21 protein-coding genes are annotated in these 21,895 nt (G+C 68.7%); 12 read left to right on the forward strand and 9 right to left on the reverse strand.

The window, feature by feature from the left end; genetic code table 11:
- Positions 1 to 31: 31 nt before the first annotated feature.
- The 4 genes from rimO (at position 32) to IEX71_RS01930 (ending at position 3,199) form a co-directional block, all read left to right on the forward strand.
- Positions 32 to 1,492, forward strand: coding sequence for a 30S ribosomal protein S12 methylthiotransferase RimO (rimO, locus tag IEX71_RS01915; RefSeq protein ID WP_188835263.1), 1,461 nt, complete (start codon positions 32 to 34; stop codon positions 1,490 to 1,492).
- Positions 1,489 to 2,280, forward strand: a complete 792-nt coding sequence (gene pgsA, locus IEX71_RS01920) for a CDP-diacylglycerol--glycerol-3-phosphate 3-phosphatidyltransferase (RefSeq protein WP_308420947.1) — start codon at positions 1,489 to 1,491, stop codon at positions 2,278 to 2,280. Before rimO ends, pgsA begins: the two co-directional genes overlap by 4 nt.
- Positions 2,280 to 2,774 carry a CinA family protein gene (locus tag IEX71_RS01925; RefSeq protein WP_188835264.1) on the forward strand — a complete coding sequence of 165 codons (495 nt, stop codon included), beginning with the start codon at positions 2,280 to 2,282 and terminating at the stop codon, positions 2,772 to 2,774. Before pgsA ends, IEX71_RS01925 begins: the two co-directional genes overlap by 1 nt.
- A 125-nt stretch (positions 2,775 to 2,899) precedes the next feature.
- Positions 2,900 to 3,199, forward strand: coding sequence for a helix-turn-helix domain-containing protein (locus IEX71_RS01930; RefSeq protein ID WP_188835265.1), 300 nt, complete (start codon positions 2,900 to 2,902; stop codon positions 3,197 to 3,199).
- Position 3,200: 1 nt separating this feature from the next.
- Here the strand turns inward: IEX71_RS01930 and IEX71_RS01935 are convergent, their stop codons facing one another.
- A complete protein-coding gene (locus tag IEX71_RS01935; protein ID WP_188835266.1) occupies positions 3,201 to 3,974 on the reverse strand; it encodes a DNA-formamidopyrimidine glycosylase family protein in 774 nt (257 codons plus the stop codon).
- A 78-nt stretch (positions 3,975 to 4,052) separates the two neighbouring features.
- Here IEX71_RS01935 and IEX71_RS01940 point away from each other — a divergent pair, with 78 nt between their 5' ends.
- The 4 genes from IEX71_RS01940 to IEX71_RS01955 all read left to right on the forward strand — a co-directional run bounded on the left by IEX71_RS01940 (position 4,053) and on the right by IEX71_RS01955 (position 7,887).
- Complete coding sequence (locus tag IEX71_RS01940) at positions 4,053 to 5,192, forward strand: sensor histidine kinase (RefSeq protein ID WP_188835267.1); 1,140 nt, start codon at positions 4,053 to 4,055, stop codon at positions 5,190 to 5,192.
- The gene (locus tag IEX71_RS01945; RefSeq protein WP_188835268.1) at positions 5,189 to 5,884 is read left to right on the forward strand and encodes a response regulator; all 696 of its coding nucleotides are present in this window, start codon (positions 5,189 to 5,191) and stop codon (positions 5,882 to 5,884) included. Before IEX71_RS01940 ends, IEX71_RS01945 begins: the two co-directional genes overlap by 4 nt.
- 216 nt (positions 5,885 to 6,100) lie before the next feature.
- Positions 6,101 to 7,039: an ABC transporter ATP-binding protein gene (locus IEX71_RS01950; RefSeq protein ID WP_188835269.1), complete on the forward strand. Its 939-nt coding sequence runs from the start codon at positions 6,101 to 6,103 to the stop codon at positions 7,037 to 7,039.
- Positions 7,036 to 7,887 (forward strand): hypothetical protein, encoded by an 852-nt coding sequence (locus IEX71_RS01955; RefSeq protein WP_188835270.1) that lies wholly within the window; start codon positions 7,036 to 7,038, stop codon positions 7,885 to 7,887. Before IEX71_RS01950 ends, IEX71_RS01955 begins: the two co-directional genes overlap by 4 nt.
- Here the strand turns inward: IEX71_RS01955 and IEX71_RS01960 are convergent.
- The 3 genes from IEX71_RS01960 to IEX71_RS01970 all read right to left on the reverse strand — a co-directional run bounded on the left by IEX71_RS01960 (position 7,884) and on the right by IEX71_RS01970 (position 14,522).
- Entirely contained in the window at positions 7,884 to 12,638 is a 4,755-nt protein-coding gene (locus IEX71_RS01960) for an ATP-dependent helicase (RefSeq protein WP_188835271.1), read from the reverse strand. The two genes, IEX71_RS01955 and IEX71_RS01960, sit on opposite strands and share 4 nt — an antisense overlap.
- Before the next feature lie 349 nt (positions 12,639 to 12,987).
- Entirely contained in the window at positions 12,988 to 13,524 is a 537-nt protein-coding gene (locus IEX71_RS01965; protein ID WP_229749381.1) for a carboxymuconolactone decarboxylase family protein, read from the reverse strand.
- Between the two features lie 134 nt (positions 13,525 to 13,658).
- Entirely contained in the window at positions 13,659 to 14,522 is an 864-nt protein-coding gene (locus IEX71_RS01970; protein ID WP_188835272.1) for an SDR family NAD(P)-dependent oxidoreductase, read from the reverse strand.
- Between the two features lie 97 nt (positions 14,523 to 14,619).
- On the opposite strand from IEX71_RS01970, the gene IEX71_RS01975 reads away from it, so the two are divergent.
- On the forward strand, positions 14,620 to 14,853 hold the full coding sequence (locus tag IEX71_RS01975; protein WP_188835273.1) for a DUF3046 domain-containing protein: 234 nt from the start codon (positions 14,620 to 14,622) through the stop codon (positions 14,851 to 14,853).
- 109 nt (positions 14,854 to 14,962) lie between these two features.
- On the opposite strand, the gene IEX71_RS01980 is transcribed toward IEX71_RS01975, so the two are convergent.
- The 4 genes from IEX71_RS01980 to IEX71_RS01995 all read right to left on the reverse strand — a co-directional run bounded on the left by IEX71_RS01980 (position 14,963) and on the right by IEX71_RS01995 (position 19,042).
- The gene (locus IEX71_RS01980) at positions 14,963 to 16,516 is read right to left on the reverse strand and encodes an AbgT family transporter (RefSeq protein ID WP_188835274.1); all 1,554 of its coding nucleotides are present in this window, start codon (positions 16,514 to 16,516) and stop codon (positions 14,963 to 14,965) included.
- Positions 16,513 to 17,505, reverse strand: coding sequence for a CE1 family esterase (locus tag IEX71_RS01985; protein WP_188835275.1), 993 nt, complete (start codon positions 17,503 to 17,505; stop codon positions 16,513 to 16,515). The genes IEX71_RS01980 and IEX71_RS01985 overlap by 4 nt, the downstream gene beginning before the upstream one ends.
- Positions 17,506 to 17,600: 95 nt before the next feature.
- Positions 17,601 to 18,368: a creatininase family protein gene (locus IEX71_RS01990; RefSeq protein WP_188835276.1), complete on the reverse strand. Its 768-nt coding sequence runs from the start codon at positions 18,366 to 18,368 to the stop codon at positions 17,601 to 17,603.
- Positions 18,365 to 19,042, reverse strand: a complete 678-nt coding sequence (locus IEX71_RS01995; RefSeq protein WP_188835277.1) for a FadR/GntR family transcriptional regulator — start codon at positions 19,040 to 19,042, stop codon at positions 18,365 to 18,367. Before IEX71_RS01995 ends, IEX71_RS01990 begins: the two co-directional genes overlap by 4 nt.
- A 154-nt stretch (positions 19,043 to 19,196) precedes the next feature.
- On the opposite strand from IEX71_RS01995, the gene IEX71_RS02000 reads away from it, so the two are divergent.
- Entirely contained in the window at positions 19,197 to 20,006 is an 810-nt protein-coding gene (locus tag IEX71_RS02000) for a helix-turn-helix transcriptional regulator (RefSeq protein WP_188835278.1), read from the forward strand.
- Between the two features lie 86 nt (positions 20,007 to 20,092).
- Here IEX71_RS02000 and IEX71_RS02005 read toward each other — a convergent pair whose 3' ends face one another.
- On the reverse strand, positions 20,093 to 20,530 hold the full coding sequence (locus IEX71_RS02005; protein ID WP_188835279.1) for a VOC family protein: 438 nt from the start codon (positions 20,528 to 20,530) through the stop codon (positions 20,093 to 20,095).
- A 69-nt stretch (positions 20,531 to 20,599) separates the two neighbouring features.
- Between IEX71_RS02005 and IEX71_RS02010 the strand changes: the two genes are divergently transcribed.
- Together IEX71_RS02010 and IEX71_RS02015 are read left to right on the forward strand one after the other, a co-directional pair.
- Positions 20,600 to 21,166, forward strand: coding sequence for a zinc-binding dehydrogenase (locus IEX71_RS02010; protein WP_229749382.1), 567 nt, complete (start codon positions 20,600 to 20,602; stop codon positions 21,164 to 21,166).
- Positions 21,167 to 21,246: 80 nt separating this feature from the next.
- Positions 21,247 to 21,702 carry a DUF2000 domain-containing protein gene (locus tag IEX71_RS02015; RefSeq protein ID WP_188835280.1) on the forward strand — a complete coding sequence of 152 codons (456 nt, stop codon included), beginning with the start codon at positions 21,247 to 21,249 and terminating at the stop codon, positions 21,700 to 21,702.
- Positions 21,703 to 21,895 lie beyond the last annotated feature (193 nt).

A 21,895-nucleotide genomic window follows, 5' to 3' on the forward strand; every position in this document is an offset into this window, starting at 1 on the left:
ACCTCGTCCCGCGTCCCATACAGTTGGTCGCATGGAATCCCGCAGCGTTGCTCTGGTCACTTTGGGCTGCGCACGGAACGAGGTCGACTCCGAGGAGTTGGCGGGCCGGCTCGCCGGCGAGGGCTGGACCCTCGTGGACGACGCCGCCGACGCCGATGTCGCTGTGGTCAACACCTGCGGCTTCGTGGCGCAGGCCAAGAAGGACTCGATCGACGCGCTCCTGGAGGCCAACGATCTCAAGGAGCACGGCCGGACCCAGGCTGTCGTCGCGGTCGGCTGCCTCGCCGAGCGGTATGGCGCACAACTCGCCGAGCAGTTGCCCGAAGCCGACGCGGTGCTCGGATTCGACTCGTATGTCGACATGTCCAGCCACCTGCGCGCGGTCCTCGACGGTCACGCGCCCGCCTCCCACACGCCGTCCGACCGCCGCAAGTTGTTGCCGATCAGCCCCGTGGACCGCCAGGGGAGCAACGTCTCCACGCCCGGACACGGCGACCTGCGCCGCCCGGACGACGTCGAGATCGCGTCACCGGCGTCCTCGCCACGGGTGATCCGCGCTCGCCTCGACGGTCGGCCCTGGGCGCCCCTGAAGATCGCGTCCGGCTGCGACCGGCGCTGCGCGTTCTGCGCGATCCCGTCCTTCCGTGGCGCGTTCGTGTCGCGCCGCCCCAGCGACGTGCTGGCCGAGGCACGTTGGCTCGGGCAGCACGACGTGCGCGAGGTGTTCCTGGTCTCGGAGAACTCCACGTCATACGGCAAGGACCTGGGCGACCTCCGCCTGCTCGACACGATGCTGCCCGAACTCGCCCGCGTAGAAGGCATTTCGCGTGTGCGCGTGTCCTACCTGCAGCCCGCCGAGATCCGCCCTGAGCTGCTGGACGTGATGACCGCGACACCGGGCGTGGTGCCCTACTTCGACATCTCGTTCCAGCACGCCAGTGGACCGCTGCTGCGCAAGATGCGTCGGTTCGGCGACCGCGAGTCCTTCCTGCAGTTGCTGCAGGAGGTTCGGCGGCGGGCGCCATACGCCGGGATCCGCAGCAACGTCATCGTCGGTTTCCCGGGAGAGACCGATGCGGACCTGGCCGAGCTCGAGGCGTTCCTCACCGAGGCCGAGCTCGACGTCGTCGGCGTCTTCGGTTACTCCGACGAGGACGGCACCGAGGCCGAGACGTATGACGCGAAGCTCCCGGACCACGAGGTCGCGGATCGGCTCGCGCACTTCCAGACGCTGGCCGAGCAACTGAACGAGCAGCGTGCCACGGACCGGATCGGCGAGACCGTCGAGGTCCTGATCGAGTCCGACGGCACCGGGGACGGTGATGACGGTGAGGTGCGCGGCCGCGCCGGCCAGCAGGGCCCCGATGTGGATGGCGAGACCATCCTCGCGATCGCGCCGGGCTCCGTCGCGATCGGCGACATCGTGACCGCGACCGTCACCAGCACGCTCGGCATCGACCTGATCGCCACACCGACGGCGGCCACCCGGTGAGCGCTGAGCGCCGAGAAGGCCGTCCGACCGCCCGTGAGGGCGTCGAGCGTGGGAGGGCTTATACCCGTGAGGAACTCGAGCGGCGCCGGGCGGAGTTCGAGCGCCGTCGCGCCGAGTTCGAGCGGCGTCGCGCGGCGGGGGAGCCCCTGCTCGCCCCGCCGCCACCGGACCCGGCCTCGGCGCCCAGCAGCGGCGTGAGCAACTGGAACATCGCCAATGCGCTGACGATGTTCCGGATCGCGCTGGTCCCGGTGTTCGGCTGGTTGCTGTTGATGCACGGCGGTGACAACACCGGTTATCGGCTCGGCGCGGTGGGAGTCTTCGCGCTCGCGTCCATCACGGACCGCATCGACGGCGATCTGGCCCGGTCTCGCAATCTGGTCACTGATTTCGGCAAGATGATGGACCCGATCGCCGACAAGGCGCTCATGGGTATGGCGCTGGTCGGCCTGTCGATCATCGGACGCCTGCCGTGGTGGGTCACCGCGGTCATCCTGATCCGCGAGGTGGGCATCACCGTGCTGCGCCTGCTGGTGATCCGGCACGGAGTGCTGCCCGCCAGTCGCGGCGGCAAGCTGAAGACCTTCCTGCAAGCGATCGCCATCGGACTCTTCCTGCTGCCGATCAGCGGCTGGTTTGACGTCGTGGCGTGGAGCGTGATGCTGGCCGCACTCGCGGTGACGGTCGTGACCGGTGTCGACTACGTGTTCCGCGCGATCCGGTTGCGCAAGAACAGCGAGCGTTCCCGGCTGCGTCGTGCTCGCCGCGCCGCTCGGCGAGGCGACTGATGCCGGTGCAGGGCGAGGCGCTGATCGGGGCGCTCGTACGCCGCGGGGACACGGTCGCAGTGGCCGAATCACTCACCGGTGGCCTCGTCTGCGCCGCGCTGACCGCGGTGCCGGGCGCGAGCGCGGTGGTGCGCGGCAGCGTCACGTCATACGCCACGGATGTGAAGGCGAGCGTCCTCGGAGTCAACGCACAGCTGCTGCGTTCCGGCGGCGCCGTCCAGGCGGAGGTCGCCCGACAGATGGCGCACGGCGTACGACGCCTGCTCGGCGCCACCCATGGCATCGCGACCACCGGAGTCGCCGGGCCCGATCCACAGGACGACGTGCCGGTCGGCCGGGTCTTCATCGCGGTCGCGTGGGACGACGCGCCCGGGGTGCCACTGGACGAGGTGCGGATGCTGGACCTGACCGGCGACCGGGCCGCCATCCGCGAGCAGACCGTCACGGCGGTGCTCGAGCTGCTGGAGAGCTGCGTCGCCGAGGGACGGGAATGAGTGACCCGGGCACCGTGGTTGAGTCCGGTGAGTCCGTTTTCCACATGCCGCACCGGCCCGGCGTCGGTGTCGGGCGTTAAGCTGACTACAAGAAGGCAAACCGTCGATGTCACCTGGGAGGCGCCATGATCCTGCTTCGTCGCGAGCTCGGTGACGTGCTGCGCGGTGTTCGCCGCGACCAGGGGCGCACTCTGCGCGAGGTGGCCCGGGACGCACAGTTGTCGCTGGGTTACCTCTCGGAGATCGAGCGGGGCGAGAAGGAAGCTTCCTCGGAGTTGCTCGCCGCGGTCTGCGATGCCCTGGGTGTGCCGATGTCCGAGGCCCTGCTGAGTGTTTCCCAGCGGTTGGCGGCCGCCGAGGGGCTGGCCGCCCCCGTTCCGCTGCCGGTGGCCGACCGATCGCCGGTCGTCTCGTCGGCAGCCTGACTCATCCGCCGGCCTGACAGCCGGCGCAGAAGCCGAGTCGTCGCTGCTCCGGTGCCTCTCCGATGGGTCCGGCGCGCAGCAGACGTCCACACCTGGGGCACGGCTCGCCCTCTCGCCCGTATGCCGAGACCTGTTGCTCGAATGCCGGACTCGCTGCGGCTGCGGTCAACAGCCGGTGCGCCGTCCGCACCACATCGTCCAGCTGTATGGCGGTCACGGCATCCACTGTCGCCCATGGGCTGACCCGCGTGTGGAAGAGCGTCTCGGTCGTCCAGATCGTGCCGAGGCCGGCCAGGTTGCGCTGGTCGAGCAGCGCAGCGCCGATCGGCCGATCCGGCTGAGCGCGCAGGCGCGCCGTAGCTTCCCGCGGATCCCAGTCGGTGCCGAGCAGGTCCGGGCCGAGATGCCCCACGAGCCGGCGCTCGTCCCGGGTCCGGACCAGATCGAGCATGCCGAGGCGGTAGCCGATCGCGGTCCACTGTGCGCTCGCGAGCAGCGCCCGGATCGCAGTGCTGTGAACGGTCTTCGCAGTCATCTCCTGGGTGGGACGCACTCGCCACCTGCCGTCCATCCGCAGGTGGGAGTGCAGCGTCATACCGGAGTCGAATCGGTGCAGCAGATGCTTCCCACGGCTGACGACCTCGAGTGTCGTCATACCGTGCAAGGAGCGACCCGCGAGAGTGGGCCAGCGCAGCTCGCAACCCACCAGTGGCTCGCCGCGCAATGCGTCGTCCAACCGTCGCGCGGCGCGACGGACCGCATCACCTTCGGGCACTACCGCACCTGCTCATCTCCCGATCATCTCAACACTGGTATGACGAGCGCAGCCACCGCGCTCCGTACGCTGACCTGCATGACCGACACCGTCCCGCCCGTGGCCGCGCCCTGGTGGCAGCGGCACCTGCTCGACGTGCTCGTTGGCGTCGGCGCGCTGGCCATCATCGGCTCCGCAGGCCACCTTGACACGCACGGTGCCGAACGCGGCATCGACCCACTGGCGATCACGCTCGGGCTCGTCGGCCTGGCGGCCGTCGTCGCCCGCCGGGTGTCCCCATTGGTCAGCCTGGTCGTGCCGTGCGTCGCGCTCGGTGCATACCTGCTGATCAACTATCCCAACGGGCCGACCTACTTCCTGCTGCCGTTGGGTGTCTTCTGCTTCGGGTTCCACGCAGCGCGACCGTTGGCGCACCGGCTGATGCCGGTCGCGATCCTTGCCGAAGCTGCCTGTGCCTATTTCGGTGGCGGGGACGACACCGCGGTGCGGGTCACGATCATGCTGAGCTGGGGAGTCGCGGCCGTGCTGCTCGCCGAGTGGTTGCGGACGCTGGCCGACCGAGCCATCGAGCGACGAAACGCGTTGCAGCAGCAGCAGAAACGAGCGGCTGTCGAGCAACAGCTGGAGTTGGCGCGTGACTTGCACGACAGCGTCGCCCACGCGCTGACGGCGATCACCGTCCAGGCCGCCCTCGCCGAGCGGTTGGCCCGCGACCAGCCCGAGCGAGCCGCCGAGGCGGCACGCGCCGCCCGACTGGCGGGTCGGGATGCCCTTGTCGATCTGAATGCGATCGTCGGCTCCCTGCGGGAGCCAGGAGTCGCGCCGACGCGTCCGCAGCACGGTGTGGACGAGATCGACCAGCTCGTGCAGCGCGCGCGGGAGGCCGGCCTGCTGGTCGAGGTCGAGCGCGCGTCGCTGCACGATGTGTCCGACGAGGTGCAGGCGGCGGCATACCGCGTGGTGCAGGAGGGCATGACCAACGCGGTGCGCTACGCGCCCGGCGCACACGTCCGACTGACGATGGAGAGCGAGGGGACCGAGCTGAGGGTGTCGCTCACCGATGACGGTCCGGCGCCGGGCGCCTCGGTGCAGCCCGCCGGTGGCGGCCACGGTCTGGTCGGTATGGCGGAGCGGGTCCGCGCGACCGGCGGGGTGCTGCGGCACGGTCCGCTCCCGGACGGCGGCTACCAGGTCGAAGCACGGTGGGAGACAGCATGATCCGGGTGGTGATCGCCGACGACCAAGCCCTGGTGCGGGGCGGCTTCGCGGCGCTGATCGGCCTCGAGCCGGACATCGACGTGGTTGCCGAGGTGACCACTGGACGCGAAGCAGTCGCTGCCGCCCAGGAGCACCGACCGGACGTGCTGCTGATGGACATCCGGATGCCCGACATGGACGGACTGGAGGCGACGCGTCAGATCACCGATGACGCGTCGTTGTCCGGGGTTCACGTGGTGATGCTGACGACCTTCGATCTTGACGAATACGTCTTCCAGGCCTTGCGATTCGGCGCCAGCGGCTTCCTGGTCAAGCACACCGAACCGGACGAGTTGATTCGTGCGGTGCGAGTGGTGGCAGGCGGGGATGCGCTGTTGTCGCCGACCGTCACCCGCCGGTTGATCGCCCGATTCGCGACCGCGGAGCCGCCGCCCGATGCGACGCTGGGACCGCGACCGGTGTCCCCTCTCGCAACGCTGCTCACCGAACGGGAGCGGGAGGTCGTCGGCCTGGTCGGCCAGGGCCTGTCCAACGACGAGATCGCGGGTCGCTGGTTCGTCAGCCAAGCGACCGTCCGCACCCACGTCAGTCGAGCGATGACCAAGCTGCACGCACGGGACCGCGCGCAGTTGGTCGTGATCGCCTATCAGCACGGACTCGCCGAACCGCCACCTGCGTCCGACGTGCCCTGACGTGCTCGCCCGTCCCTCCACACCGAGCGGACAGGATCAGAACCGAGCGGACAGGATCAGAACCGAGCGGACAGGTAAATCCGCGTCGATACGCTGGATTTTCCTGTCCGGTCAGCGGTTTCCTGTCCGCTCGGTGAGGAGCCTCAACATTTGACGTACGGCGATCTCCACGCCGGTGCGATGTGCGCGAGACAGGAACGCGACAGCGTTGAAGCCATGAGCACACATGGAGAACTCGAAGTTGTTGCGGTTGAGGGCCTGACCAAACGCTATGGCCGCCGCACAGTCGTCGACGATGTCGACCTACATCTGACCGCCGGTTCGATCACCGGGCTCATCGGCCCGAACGGCGCCGGCAAGACCACCATCATGTCGATGCTGCTCGGGCTGGTGCGGCCGTCTGCCGGACGCGGAACCATACTCGGGCACGACCTGTCCCGACCGGCGGACTACCTGCCGGACGTCGGTGCGCTGATCGAGGGTCCTGCCTTCTTCGGCAACCTCTCCGGACGGGGCAACCTGGAGTACTTCGCGCGCCTCGGCGGACACGACCGGTCCGGCATCCCGGCCGTCCTGGATTTGGTGGGTCTGCAAGGGCGAGAAGGGGATTCGTTCTCGTCATACTCGCTGGGCATGAAGCAACGCCTCGGCATCGGGGCTGCCCTCCTGAGTAACCCGAAGCTGGTCATCCTCGACGAGCCGACCAACGGTGTCGACCCGGCGGGCATGCGAGACATCCGTGCCATGGTGCGGCGCATCGCGGCGGACGGTCGGACGGTGTTGATCTCCTCGCACCTGCTGGCCGAGCTGGAGCACATCTGCGACCGAGTGATCGTGCTGGACCAGGGCGGTCTGCGCTACTCCGGGTCGTTGACCGAGCTGCCCGCATCGCGCCCCGAAGTGATCCTGTTGCGGGGGTCCGGACAGTCCGACGACGAGGCACTGCACCGGATGCTGAGCACCCAGGGCCTGACGGTCGAGCGCCGGGCGGAAGGTTTCGCCGTCGACGTCGGAGAGATCGACCCGGCGCAGCTGGCCGGTCGGATCAATCGCAATGCAGCCGAGAGTGGGATCCACCTGGTCGAGCTGCACCATCAGAAACAGTCACTCGAGGACCGGGTGCTCGACCTGGTCGGAACAGGAAGTCGATCATGAGCACAAGCACCAGCACGCGCACTGAAGTCGTCCAGTTCAGCAGCCCGGTCCGAGCGAAGCCGGCGCCGGCACTCGCGCGCGCCTTCGTGGCTGAGTGGATCCGCTTGTCCAGCAAGCGAATCTGGCTGATCGCGTTGTCTGCGACCGTCGTCTATTCGGCCGTGTTGACGGTCGTCATGATCAACACTGCTCCCCAGCGGGCGCCCGCTGGTATCAGCATCCAGGCGCTCGGCGAATCCGGCGGTGGCACGCTCGCGGTGCGGACGGCTGCAGCCTTCACGTCGGTGCTCATCCTCGCGGTGTTCGTCGGCATGAGCGCCGGCTCGTTCGCACGCGGCACGTGGCGGGCCTCGCTGTTGCAGCAGCCGCGGCGGCTCACCCTCGCCGTCGGCACGTTCGGCGCTCGCATCGCGATCGGCGCGGTCATCGTCGCGGTGTTGTTCGTGGCAGGCATGGTGACGGCATACGTCGTGGCGCCCGGGCAGGGCATCGACACCGGCTCCTGGCTCGATGACACCTCGTTGCGGATGGCGGTCGACGACTTCCTCGGAGTCATGGTCTTCGTGATCGGTTGGGCACTGCTCGGCACCCTCATCGGCATCCTCACCCGATCGGTCGCAGTCGGCCTCGGTGTGGGCATCCTGTGGGCGGGGCCGATCGAGAACGTCCTCGGCGACAACCTGACGTTCGGCTCGCACTGGTTCCCAGGGCTGCTGCTGCGGTATGTCGTCGCACCCGAAACGGCGACCGTCACCGGTGCGACGTTGGCCCTGCGGCTCGCCCTGTATGCCGTGGTGGGCGTGCTGCTGGTCGGCGTCATCCTCCGCCGGCGCGATGTCTCCAGCTAGCGTCGGATCCGCAGGCCTTTCGGGGACACGTGAAAACCGTTGTCGGTCAAGGCGGTTGCCAACGGGTGATCCGAGCCCAGCGCGGGCTTGCCGTCGATGCCCTCGACGGTGAGTCCGCGCAGGCGCGGGGTGCCGCGGGTGTCCGGAGGCAGCACGACGGTGCGAGCCAGTGCCGCCGCGGCGGCGGCCAGCCGGCCCGCGTCATCGGTGAAGGTCAGCACCTTGCGGCCACCACGCTCGACATACAGGATCAGGTCGCCCTCGACCAGCACGACCATCGCCCCGGCCCGACGGCTGGGCCGGTGATCGGCCCCCTCCACGTCGCGATTCGGCCAGGGGAGTGCGGCCCCGAACGGGTTGGCGGGGTCGGCAGCGGCCAACACTCGCGCGGTCTCCGGCTCGGCCGGCGCGATGTCCCAGGGATTGCGTGGGGGAGCGGTCGTGCGGCCGGCTGCCCGCAACCGATCCACAGCCCCGGCACTGCCGAACTGCGCCGCTCCCAGACCTTCGATGAAGTAACCGCGACGGACGCGCCCCGTCTCCTCAGCAGCCGCGAGCACGCGATAGACGGTTGCGAAACCACCGGTGACCGACTCCGCCTGGACGGCGCCTCGCGTGACGATCCCGTGACGATCGAGTAACACCTCGGCAAGCGCGAACGCCCTTGCAGTCTGGTCTGATTCGAGCTGTGGTAGTCGGGACCACCGCCCGGAGACCGTCGGCGGTCCGGTGCGTTGTGCGGAGGTCGGGCGTGTCAGTCCACTGCGGGATCCACGTAGCCCGGTGCCGATGCGGCCGTGTCGGCTCTGCCGCGGACCCTGCGAGCGTGACTTGTGCGCGGTGCGGCCGCCGGCGAGCAATGCACGCACCGGCGCGAATGTGTCACCGCTGACCTGCCCGGACCAGACCAGATCCCACAGATATGCCTGCAGGTCACTGTCGCTGCTGCGGGCATCGGTCGCGTTGACCACGTCGGCCAGGGCACGGAAGAAGAAGGAACCGCCGCTGTCCAGAGCTGTCAGCATCTCGCGGTGCGCGGGCGCCAGGTCGACGGTCTCGTCGGGTGGCGCCAAGGTCAGTGGGGCGGTGTCGGCCAGGTGCAGCGACACCCAGCCGTCGTCCCCGGGCAGTGCGGCGTGGCCCTGCCAGAGCACCTCACCCCCCGCCATCAACTCGTCCAGCATGCCCGGGTGGTATGACGCCACGCGCTCGGGCAGGATCAGCGTCTCCAGGGCGCTTGCGGGCACGCGGGCACCGCACAACTGCTCGATCGCACGCAGCAATCCGTCGGTGCCGCGCAGTCCGCCGCCGACGCCCTGCCAGGCGGGGAGGAACGAGGCGAGGTCCCGGGCGGGCACCGGCTCGACCTCGGCTCGCAGCGACGCCAGGGACCTGCGCTTGATGCTGCGCAACACCTCGGGGTCGGCGAAGTCGATGCCGTGGACACCGCCGCCCAGCTCGGGCGGCCGCAGCTCGCCGTCGACGAGCCGTCCGGAGGACACCAACCGACGCAACGTGTCGTGTGCGACAGCACGGCCGATGCCGAGTGCGGCCGCGACCTCGGTCTCCGGGAACGGCGCGTGTGTGCGGGCATAGCGTGCCACCAGCTCGCCCAGTGGGTCCTCGGTCGGCTCGAGGAAGACCGCGGGGACACCGGCGGGGAGCGCCAGCCCGAGCGCATCGCGCAGCCGGGCCGCGTCCTCGATCGCGGCGTAGCCGACCGTGTCCGACCACCGCACCTCGATCAGCCGGCGTGCGGCGACGAGCTCGGCCAGCCAGTCCGCCACCTGCGCACGGGAATCGACGCGGGTGCGTTCCTCGATCTGCGCCGGGGTGAGCACACCGAGCACCCGCACCAGGTCGGCAACGTCCTCGGCGTCCCGCGAGTGCCGCTCCGGTGCGAGGCGTTGCAACTGTTGCTCGACCTGCGAAACGACCTCTGCATCCAGCAGATCGCGCAGCGACGCACCCTCGCCGGTGCCGAGCAGGTCGGCCAGCAACGACGGGTCGAGCGCTAGAGCCGCGGCCCTACGCTCGGCAAGCGGCGAGTCACCTTCGTAGAGGAACTGCGCGACGTAGCCGAAGAGCAGGCTGGTCGCGAACGGCGACGGGCTCTCGGTGTCGACCTGCACGACGCGAATCCTTCGTGCGGTGATGTCGCGCATCAGCTGCTCGAGACCAGGCACGTCGAAGACGTCCTGGACACACTCGCGCACCGCTTCGAGCACGATCGGGAAGGACGGGAAGCGGGAGGCCACCTCGAGCAGCTGAGCCGACCGCTGCCGTTGCTGCCACAGAGCCTGGCGGCGGCCAGGGTTGCGCCGCGGCAGCAGCAGTGCCCGTGCAGCGCACTCACGGAATCTCGCTGCGAATAAAGCGGATCCGCCGATCTCGGATGTCACGATCTCCGCAACCTCGTCGGGATCCTGCACGATCAGCTCGACGAGCCGCTCGGCTGCCGTCGCATCGGTGTCCGGGTCGGAGTCCGGCAGACGCAGCACGATGCCGTCGTCGCCGTGCATCGCCTGCACCTCGACACCGAAGCGTTCGCGCATCCGGGCCGCGATGGCCAGCGCCCAGGGTGCGTGGACCGGTGCGCCATACGGCGAATGGATCACGACCCGCCAGTCGCCGAGCTCGTCACGGAACCGCTCGACGACGATCGCCTTGTCGTGTGGCACTTGCCCGGTCGACTCCTGCTGCTCGCGCAGGTAGGCGAAGAGGTTGTCGGCGGCCCACTCGTCGAGTCCCGTGGCGCTGACCCGAGCACGTGCCGCGTCGTCGGGGAGCGCGATCAGCTCGCGGACGAATCCGCCGACGGCAGTGCCGAGTTCGAGCGGACGACCGGGTGAGTCGCCCTTCCAGAAGGGCAGCTTGCCCGGCTGACCTGGGGCAGGCGAGACCCGCACCTGGTCGTGGGTGATGTCCTCGATCCGCCAGCTGGTGGTGCCGAGCGTGAAGACGTCACCGACACGCGACTCGTAGACCATCTCCTCGTCCAGCTCGCCGACCCGCCGGCCGGGGCCCTCGCCGGCGGCGAGGAAGACGCCATACAGACCACGGTCGGGGATGGTGCCACCGCTGGTGACGGCGAGACGTTGGGCACCGCGGCGCCCGCTGAGCGTGCCGGTGATGCGATCCCACACGATGCGCGGGCGCAGCTCGGCGAAGTCGTCCGACGGATAACGGCCGGCGAGCATGTCGAGCACCGACTCCAGGACGCTGCGCGGCAAGCTCGCGAAGGACGCGCTGCGATGGACGAGCTGCTCGAGATCATCGACCGACCAGTCGTCCATCGCACACATCGCGACGATCTGCTGGGCCAGCACATCGACCGGATTGCTCGGCACGGCAAGGGATTCGATCATCCCGGCCTTCATCCGGTCGACCACGACGCAGGTCTGCACGAGGTCGCCGCGGAACTTCGGGAAGAGCACGCCGCGGCTCACCGCGCCGACCTGGTGACCGGCACGGCCGACCCGTTGCAGGCCGCTCGCCACGCTCGGTGGTGACTCGACCTGGATGACCAGATCGACGAGTCCCATGTCGATGCCGAGCTCCAGCGAGCTGGTCGCGACGACCGCCGGGAGACGACCCGACTTCAGTGCGTCCTCGATCTCGCCGCGCTGCTCCTTGCTGACCGATCCGTGGTGGGCGCGTGCCAGAACGCCTGGTGCGCCGGCGGATTGGCCGGCCTGGGCCATGACTTGCGCCGGTGCCCCCGCACCCCACGAAGTTCTCCGCTCGTTCCTCGCTCCGATACTTCGCGGGGACCCCGCATCGTCCTCCGACCCTTCCGGCAGGTCGTCGGGTAGTTCGTTGCGATCGGCCCAGATCTCGTTGAGTCGTGCGGTGAGCCGCTCGGCCAACCGTCGCGAGTTGGCGAAGACGATCGTCGATCGATGCTTGGCGATCAGATCGACAATGCGTTCCTCGACGTGCGGCCAGATGGACGCACGCTCCACGGGATCGGTGGACGGACCCGTGACGTCGTCGGTCACCCGGCCCAACTCGGTGAGGTCCGGCACCGGCACGACCACCTCGAGGTCCCAGGACTTCTCGGACGGTGGTTGCACGGTCGTCACGGGACGGCCGCCCGCGAGATAGCGCGCGACCTCCTCCACCGGGCGCACGGTGGCGGACAGGCCGATGCGCTGCGCGGGCTGGGGGAGTATGGCGTCCAGCCGCTCCAGCGACAACGCCAAGTGCGTGCCACGTTTGGTGCCGGCGACGGCGTGCACCTCATCGACGATCACCGTCTCCACCCCCGAGAGCGCCTCCCGGGCCGCCGAGGTGAGCAGCAGGAAGAGCGACTCCGGTGTGGTGATCAGGATGTCGGTCGGCCGGCGGGCGAATGCGCGCCGCTCGGTCGCCGGGGTGTCACCGGACCGCACCGACACCGTGACGTCGGGCTGCTCGAGCCGGAGCCGGTCGGCCGCGTGCTGGATGCCGACCAGGGGCGATCGTAGGTTGCGCTCGACGTCGACGGCCAGCGCCTTCATCGGCGAGACATAGAGGACCCGGCATCGTTTCAACGCCTCTTCGGGTGCCGGTGTCGCGGCCATCCGGTCGATAGCCCACAGGAACGCCGACAGCGTCTTCCCAGACCCGGTCGGTGCCACGACCAGGGTGTGATCCCCGTTGCTGATCGCGTCCCAGGCGCCGGCCTGTGCGGGCGTCGGCGCGCTGAACGACCCCTCGAACCACGCGCGAGTGGCAGGGGAGAAGCGGCGCAGCACGTCATCGGTCATGGAGGTCCAAGCTTTGCATCACCCACCGACAGCTGATGGTCGAGACCGACGAAGAAAGCTGGTCGAGTAGCGAAGCATCTGCTGGTCGAGTGCCGGAGGAGCGAAGCGGAGCAGCGTATCGAGACCCGCCACGCTCGTCGGGTGATCGCCTTGATGGTCGCCGGCTGCGCCGCCGTCCCGGTCTCACTCCGCTTCGTTCCGCTAGCGCTCCACTTCGCTGCATAGGCCCGGGCCGACGACGCAGCCGGCTCCCCGTTCGGCTCGCGTGATCGGTTGGCTGCAGGAATTGTTCTGTGCCGTCACCGTGGCTGGTCATCTGATCTGTTGGCCGCCTTGGTCAGCCTGTCGCTCACCTTGGTTGGTCAGGCTCTATCCGCATGGTGTGCAGCGCCGTCGCCAACATGCGGTAATGGCCTGCCAACAGGAGGAATTCGACGCAGCCGCGGTCCCCCACCTGACCGTGCAAGCGCTGCCAAGTGGGATCGGAGAGATCGTCGTCGGCGATCAACTCGTCGGTTGCTGCGATCAGGCTCTGCTGGCGCTCGCTGAAGTATGACGCCTCGGGCGTCGCGCTCAGCAGCTGCTCGATCTGGTCCGCGGTCAGTCCCGCGCGAAACGCGATCGACCGATGGTGCGCGGCTTCGTAGTCGCTGCCGCGCAGGTGCGCGACCCGCAGGATGACCAACTCGCTGTCGCCGCGCGGCAGCGACCCGAACGGCATGAGCGTCCCGGCGAACGCGAGCCAACCCCAGAACGTCCGCCGGCCCCGTCCCAGCACGGTGAAGATCGCCGGCGGAGCTGTGCGCGTGACACGACCCGCAAGTTGGGCGAACCCAGCGGCCAGCGGACCGTTGGTCCGCCACGTTCCCGGTCGGACCCGCGCCACCCCAGTCGCTGGTCGAGTAGCCCGGGGGAGCGCCGTCGGGGGCCCCGCGAAGTATTCGGGGGAGCGAAGCGGCGGAGAAACTTCGCGGGGTGACGGGGCGGAGGAGGGCATATCGAGGCCCGGCGATCCCGTCGTCATACCTTGCCCTCGATCCGCGAATCCGGCTGTGCCGTGGTGAATTCCGTGTGCTCCTCGCGAGCCAGCTGCAGTGCGCGCTGCAGGTCCGGCATTGGCTTCAGCTCCGCGACGCGCTGCGCGATCATCCGGCCGGGAAGTAACGGTGCGATCCACCACGGCGCCCAGATGAACCGCGATCGGCGGTTGATGCCACGCTCCAGTGCGTTGATCGCGGCCGACAGAGGTGTGATGACAGTGGCCGACTTGCGGCCGCCCAGCAGCGTCGAGCCCGCCCGGGTGCTGAAGCCCCGGCTGGTCATGTCCGTGTCCAACTCGGCGTAGTAGGCGACACCGACCCGTGCACCGGTGCCGTGCAGCTCCCAGCGCAGCGTGTTGCCGATCGCCTCGACTGCTGCCTTCGACGCGGAGTAGGCACCCATCAGCGGCGCCTGCACGGCGGCGGCGAGGGACGAGGTCGCCAGTGCGTAACCACCCGGGTGCGCGATGTGCGGCGCCGCGGCGCGCAGCGTGTAGTAGGTGCCGAGCGTGTTGACGGCGAGTGTGCGTTCCATGACGTCGGGGTCACCGCCGACGATTGGGAGCTGCTTGGCAATGCCGGCGTTGGCGATCACGATGTCGAGGCCGCCCAACTCGCCCACGAGCTCTTCGACGACGGAGTCGACCTGCTGGCGATCGGCGACGTCCAACTCGCGCCAGGGTCCGCCGGTCTCGTGCGCGACCTCCTCGAGCAGTTCGGGTTCGAGGCCGGCGACGGCGACCTGCGCGCCGCGTTCGGCGAGGCGCCGGGCGAGGGCGGCACCGATGCCGCGCGCGCCGCCGGTGATCAGGATCTTCTTGTTCTGCAGTCGATCAGTAGCCATGATCGACCAACTTACGTGCCGGTAGCCTTCCGCGGCCAGGGTCCGGCTCGAGAACCGAGTGGCGCGGGCACCCCGCGGCGGCACTTACCCTTGTGCGGTGAAGCATTCCGAGTACAGGCGACTGATGACCGAGGAGTTCGGGTCGGCATACGCCGGCGTCCTCGGCAACAGTCACGTCCTGCAGGTCCTGGGCAATCGGACTCCGGACGAGGCCATCGCCGACGGGGTGAAGTTCCGTGAGATCTGGGCCGCGGTCTGCGACGACCTGCAGGTGCCCGAGGAACGCCGGCTCGGCCGCGACATGCCGATTCGTGAGCGCCGCGACGTCTGAGCTGACCTGACCTGAACGGACCCGCCCCCTTTTGCCGAATGACGGCTTTCTCGGCGAGTGACGGCTTGATCGGACCGTCACTCGGCGAAGAAGCCGTCATTCGGGAGGGTCATCGGACCGGCGCGCCTGGACCGAGCGGTATGCCGAGCGCCCACCAGACGAAGAAGAGGATCGTCCAGGTGACGGTCATCGCGATCGCCAGCGGCAGCGTGTATGACGCGAGCGTTCCGATCCCGGCCTTCTTGCGATAGCGCTGCAGGAAACCCAGCGCCATGATGAAATACGGGCTCATCGGCGTGATCGCGGTCGATCCGGAGTCGGCGATCCGGAAGATCGCCTGCGTGGTCTCCGGCGGCACCGACAGCAGCATCAACGTCGGCACCAGCACCGGCGCCGCGATGGACCACATCGCCGATCCGCTGGTGACCAACACGTTCACGACGCTCAGCAGCGCGAGCACCATCAGGAAGATGATCGGCGCCGGCACGTTGGCCTGATCGAGCAGGTCGGCGGACTTCACCGACATCACGTCGCCCAGGTGGGTCCAGTCGAAGTACGCCAGGAACTGCGCGATCGCGAAGAACAACACCAGCACCGGCGCCATCTGCTTGATGCCCTCGGCCATCAGCCGCGGCGTGTCACCGACGCCCTTCAGCACGCCGGTGCGCAGCCCGTAGACCATGCCGGTCGCCCCGAAGAGCACCGCGATCACGAAGGCGATGCCGTCCAGGAAGGGCGACTCGGCGATGCTGCCGTGCTCACCCCGCAGCGGCGACCCGGACGGTATGACGACAGCCGCCACCAACACGAGCAGACCGAGCAGGGTGAGGCACGCGGCACGCACGGCCGACCGCTCCCTGTCGGACAGGTGCAGGTCGCCGATGTCCTCCAGGTCGACGTCGGGGTCCGGGTCCAGGTCGGGTCGCTTGGCCAGCACCCAGCGGGTCACCAGCGTGATGACCGTCGCCAGCAGCAGGGAGGATGCGATGTTGAAGAACCAGTTGCTCACCGCCGAGACCGTCACGTCCTTGTCGATGATCCGCGCGGCGGAGGTGGTGATGCCGGCGAAGATGGTGTCGTTCGGGGTGGGGATGGGGCTGGCGTCATACCCGGACGCGATGGAGGTGTACGCGACCACGATGCCGAGGACCGGAGAGCGACCGACGGCGCGAAAAGCCAGGCCGCCCAACGGAACCAGGATGATGTATGCCGCGGCGGACGCGACGTGCGAGACCGTCCCCAGGAAGGCGACTGCGAAGACGACCGCCGACGCGGGCACCCGTGAGACGCCGACCTTCATGACGGCGGCGAGGAAGCCGGTCCGCTCGGCGACCGCAACACCCATGATGACCACGACGATCGTCGCCATCGGTGGGAACGTCGCGAAGTTCTCGATCGCGGTCGACATCGCCATGGCCAGACCGTCGCCGCTGAAGAGGTTGCGCACCGAGACCGTCTTGTCGTCGCTCGGGGACACGACGCTGACGCCGGCGCCGGCGAGGATCGCGCTGAGGACGCCGAGGATGAGGGCCAGGATCCAGAAGAGCCAGAAGGGATTCGGCAGGGCATTGCCGGCCTTCTCGACGATGGCCATGGCGCGGATGATGCGCGGTAGCCGCTCCTCCTGCGCCCCGTCGGGCGCGGCCTTGGTGGGGGCGGTCATGACGTGGCTCCGTTCGGTGCGGTCAGACGGTGCTTGCTGAAAAAGCGCCACATCACGTCCTGTGCCGCGATGGTGTGCGTGACGTGCCCGCCACCGGAGTAGGTGTGTGTGCCCGGCCAGACGTGGCCCCCGCCGGTGACGGCGACGTGCTCGACGTCCGTGCCCGCCGCACAGTGCTCCCAGTCGAAGACCGTGACGTCGGTGCCGATCGTGCGAGTGGACGGATTCGGGTCGCACTTGTCGCGGGCAGCCCAATCGGCGACGTAGGAGCGGATGGCCGGCAGCTTCCGGTCGGGATCTCCGGCATACGGGATGGTCGTGTCGCCGGTGCCGTGGATGTCAAGAACTGCAGTGGGTTTCGCGTCCGCGCAGCCTTCTCGGGCCTGCGGGTAGAAGGCTCCGGAGTCCGGGGCGAACGCGGCGAAGCGGTCCGGCAGCCGACAGGCGAGCAGCCCGACGAGTCCCGCGCCGTTGGACTTGCCGGTGGCGTAGCTGCGGGTCGGGTCGACGCAGTAGTCGGACTGCAGCTGATCGAGCAGGTGCGAGGTGAACTGCACGTCGTCCACTCCCGGCGGGGCGTATGGCGCACCCTCCCACGCCTGCCGATATCCGGAACCGGTGCCGATCGCGCCGTTCGGGTAGGCGACGACGGCGGGAAGGGAGGAGAGGCCGGAGAAGCCCTCGATCTCGGTGCCGGTGCTGCCGCGGCCGTGATACGCGATGATCAACGGCCAATTACTATGGCGCTCATAGCCTTTCGGTAGGTGCAGAATGTAGGTGCGGTCACGTCCGCCGCTGCTGATCGTGTATTTCGCGCTCGCGTCGGACTCCTGGTCGGTCGCCTTGGAGCAGGAGTGCGCGGACAGCCGGTCTGCAACAGGCCGGACCTCGGCGGGGGAGATGCTCCTCGCAACCGCCGGAGCGCCGACGGCACCCGTGACGAGCGCGCTGATGGTCAGAACAGCGGTCCGCTGTCGAGTCTTGTTCATGGAGAGTTCCTTTCGGCCGGATCGAGGTACGCGAGGGCGTGCTCGACCCACCGGTCGGCCCAGGGGAGGCGACCGGTCATGACGGGATGTGGAGGTCAGGCGGCGAGCCACTCCTGGACATAGTCGACGAGTGCCGTGGTGACGGCGTCGACGATCGCGCGGCCCTGGTCGGCCGTCGCGGTCGTGGGGTCGCCCAGCACGCCGTTCGCGCTGAGCTGGTCGTACCGTCGCGCGAGCGACGGTGCGGTGCGTCGCGCTTGGCGCGACAGAGGATCCAGTTGGTCGAGGGCGGTGGTGCCCGGGACCAGCCGGTCGGCGTGCACCAGATGCGGTGCGACATGCAGCATCTGGGCGGTCTCCGACTCGCCACAGTGCCCGGTCACCTCAGCTCGGTCCATCTTCGCGGTGACGGGTGCAGCGAGGGAAGCTATTGCGGTCCAAACGAATTCGATGTCCGGACGGTCGTGCAGCAGGTCTTGCGCGAGCGCGCCGAGGGTGGCGTTGTTGCCCGCGTGCCCGGTGATCACCAGGATCCGGCGCCACCCGTGCTGCGCGAGAGAATCGACATACTCGCGAGCCACCGTGAGGAAGGTGGCCGGACGCAGCGTGACGGTGCCGGCGAAGCCGAGGTGGTGCGGCGACACCCCGACGGGCAGGCTCGGCCCGATCACGACCCGGCCCGGAAGCGCTGCGGCCACCCGGTCGGCCATGTCCTCGGCGCGGATCAGGTCGGTGGCCATCGGCATCGCGGGTCCGTGCTGCTCGAACGCGCCCGCAGGCAGGATCACGACATCACCGCGCGCGACGGAAGCGGCCGCGTCGTCGGTGGTCAGTTCACCCAATCGGTATGACGTGTCGGTCATTTCGCGCCCTTTCCGGCGGAGCCGTCGACCAGGACGTCGCGGATCGACTGCAGGTGGGAACTCGTCAGCTCGGACGCACGGTCGGCGTCGCCGACCCGAATGGCCTCCAGGATCTGCTCGTGCTCGGCGTGGTCGCGCTCGCGGTCGTCATACCGATGACGGATCTGGACCTGCTCGCGAGATCGTAGGTGCAGCAACGCTTCCAGCGTCTCGGCGACCAAGCGGTTGCCGGTCGCGGCGGCCACCGCGACGTGGAAGTGCAGTGCCGGACGCTCGTCACCACGCTGCGGGGTGAGTGCATTGGTCAGAGCGCCCTCGAGCACCTCGAGGTCGACGTCCGTGCGACAGCGGGCCGCCTCTGCCGCGATGGACGGCTCGAGCAGGAGGCGCGTGGCGATGAGCTCTTCGATCGAGTCGCGACCGGCGTGCTGGTTGACGACCATCCGTCGCTCGAAACCCGCACCGACATACGTCCCCGAGCCGTGCCGGAACTGCACGACGTCGGTGGCCTCAAGGCGGCGCAGGGCTTCGCGCACGGTCGGCGTCGTCACCTCGAATCGCTGGGCGAGCGCCCGGGACGACTCGAGGGCGTCGCCGGGGCGCAGCCCTCCGTCGACGATCAGGTCGACGATCTCGTCGGCGAGGCGGCTGGTCAGCGAGGTCTGTGCGGTCACGAAAGTGACTAGATCACTTGATGACCTGATGTGTCAAGGGTCACACCCCACATCGCGAATGACGGCTTCCTCGCCGAGTGACGGCGAGATCGGACCGTCATTCGGCGAAGAAGCCGTCATTCGGCAGATAGGTGGCGCCGGTAGATTCGGGGGTATGCCGCAAGCTCCGCGCGATCGGGTGCGCGCCTGGGATCCTGGTGTCGCCGGGATCCGTGAGGTGCTGCACGCGTCATGGGCCGACCACAGTTATCCGGCGCACACCCACGACGCCTGGACGCTGCTGATCGTCGACGACGGCCTCATCGGGTATGACGTGGACCGACACCGTGACCGTGCGGATGCCGGTGTCGGCGTGACACTCTTGCCGCCGCACGTGACACACGACGGGCATCCGTTGACGTCGAGCGGATTTCGCAAGCGGGTGGTCTACCTCGAGGAGGCGGTGCTGCCGGAGCGGCTGATCGGCCGCTGCGTGGACGCGCCGCTGGTGGCAGATCCTGTTGTGCGGCAGGCGGTTTCGGAGCTGGACGGCTCTTTGTCCGCCAATGACCCACTGGCGGCAGAGTCCCACCTCGCGCTGGTGACAGAGGCGCTCAAATGGCATCTGGACGGACGGCCCGCGGCTGGTCGGGACGATCCGCCGCGGCGGGCGCGGATCGCGGCGCAGGCACGGGATGTGCTCGACGCCGACCCGGTCGGTGCGCCGTCGGTCGAGGAGTTGGCCGCCCGGCTCGGGGTCAGCGCGGCTTACCTCGTTCGCTCCTTCACGAAGGAGTTCGCCATACCGCCGCACCGGTACGTCACCGGACGGCGGCTCGATCTGGCGCGTCGCAGACTGCTCGACGGTGAGCCGGCGGCCTCGGTGGCGGTGGCGACCGGTTTCTACGACCAGGCGCATTTCCACCGGCACTTCCGGCGGCTGCTGCGGACCTCGCCGGGTAGCTTCCGGGCCTCGATGGCCTGAACCGGCCAGGGTGCCGAGAATGCGTCCGGTTGAGCGTCGGAGACCTCACGAGAAGCGCGGCGCGGCCGACCCGGCCGCATCCCGGATCAGCTCTTCTTGAGCTCTTCGGCAAACATCACCAGGATCCCGCTGGGGCCGCGGACGTACGTCAGCTTGTAGACGTCCGCGTAGGTCGCCACGCCGCGCAACGGGTGGTAGCCGTGCCGCTGTGCGATCGCCACCGCTTCGTCGACGTCGTCCACCGAAAACGCGACGCGGTGCATTCCGATCTCGTTCGGTCGGGTCGGCTCGGTCTCGATGGCGTCGGGATGGATGTACTCGAATAGTTCCAGGCAACCGTTGCCGTCCGGCGTCTGAAGTACGGCGACCTTGGCGTGGTTTCCGTCGAGCCCGACAGCAGTGTCAGCCCATTTCCCACTGACGGTGTCGCGTCCGAGAACGCTCAGGCCGAGATCGGAGAAGAAGGCGATGGTCTCGTCCAGATCGCGCACGGCGATGCCGACGTTCTCGAACTTGATGGGCATGAGCTCTCCTCGGTGGTGTTCGTCGCTTCCGCACCTCGGCCCGTAGCGCCGTCATACGGAGTCGGCTGCGTGAGTGCAGAACATCTCAACATGGTCGATGGCAGCCTGCAATGCGTTCCTGAGTGGAGTGATCTCCCCGGCAACTTGCAGACCGTGATCGCCCACGGAGCAGCCGGATCTGTCGGCGCGATGGTGACCCAGCTCGCCCGAGAGGCCGGGGCATATGTCATCGGCACCGGACGTGGTGCCGATCGCCAGAAGGTGCTCGATCTCGGAGCGCAGGAGTTCATCGACCTGGACAGCGACACGCTTGCCGACATCGGCAGCGTCGACCTCGTCTTCGACGTGATCGGTGGCGACGTGCAGAAGAACTCCGCGCCGTTGATCAAACCCGGTGGAGCGCTCGTGTCCGTCGTCGGGCCGGTTGAAGCTCGCCCGACGGACGGCCTCGCGATCGACTTCGTCGTCGAGGCTGACCGCCTTGGGCTGACCGAGATCGTCCAACGCGTGCGCGACGGGCGGCTGCGCACGAACATCGGAAAGATCGTGAGCCTCGACGACGCTGTCGCCAGCTTCACCTCGACTGCACGCCACAGCGGAAAGACCGTCATTCGTGTGCTGGAGAACGGGCGCTGACGGCGACGGGCGCTGACGGCGACGGCATCGGATCAATTTCGTACAAGACCAGTGGCGATGACCACCGACACGATGACGGCATGTATGACGTCACCGAGCACGAGACCACCTCCGACCTGCTGACCCCGCCCTTCGCGACGAAGGTCGCCATCCTGCTGCGGGACGACCTTGCCGCCTGGCAGCGGATGAATGTCACGGCCTTCCTGGCAACGGGCATCGCGGCCGCGAACCCGGAGCTGGTGGGGGAGTCCTACCGCGACGCTGACGGGGGGACCTACCTGCGGTTGCTCGGTATGCCGGTGCTCGTCTTTGAGGGCGGCGCACGGGACCTCGCCAACGCACGCAATCGCGCGGTTTCTCGTGGGCTGCGCCCGGCGATCTACACCGAGGAGATGTTCAAGACCGGGTATGACGCCGCCAATCGCGCGGCCACCGCGGACGTGCCGGGCGAGGAGTTGAACCTGGTCGGGATCGCGGTGCACGGGCCGAAGAACGGCGTCGACAAGATCCTCAAGGGCGCGCATCTGCACCCCTGAGGAGTCTCGTCGAGGAGCGACACGCCACGCCGCAAACCTTCGTACGGATGTTCGGGAAACTGCGTTAGGCTCATCCACAAGTCCTCGAACGACGACCCGTTGTCCACAGTGCATGGACATGACAGATCGGGTTGTCGGTGCGGGGGCCTAGCGTCTGACACGTTCCAAAGCCCGAGCTGCACTGACGGGCTGC

Origin of the sequence: Flexivirga endophytica (genome assembly GCF_014640635.1) — a bacterium.
Taxonomy (GTDB): domain Bacteria; phylum Actinomycetota; class Actinomycetes; order Actinomycetales; family Dermatophilaceae; genus Flexivirga; species Flexivirga endophytica.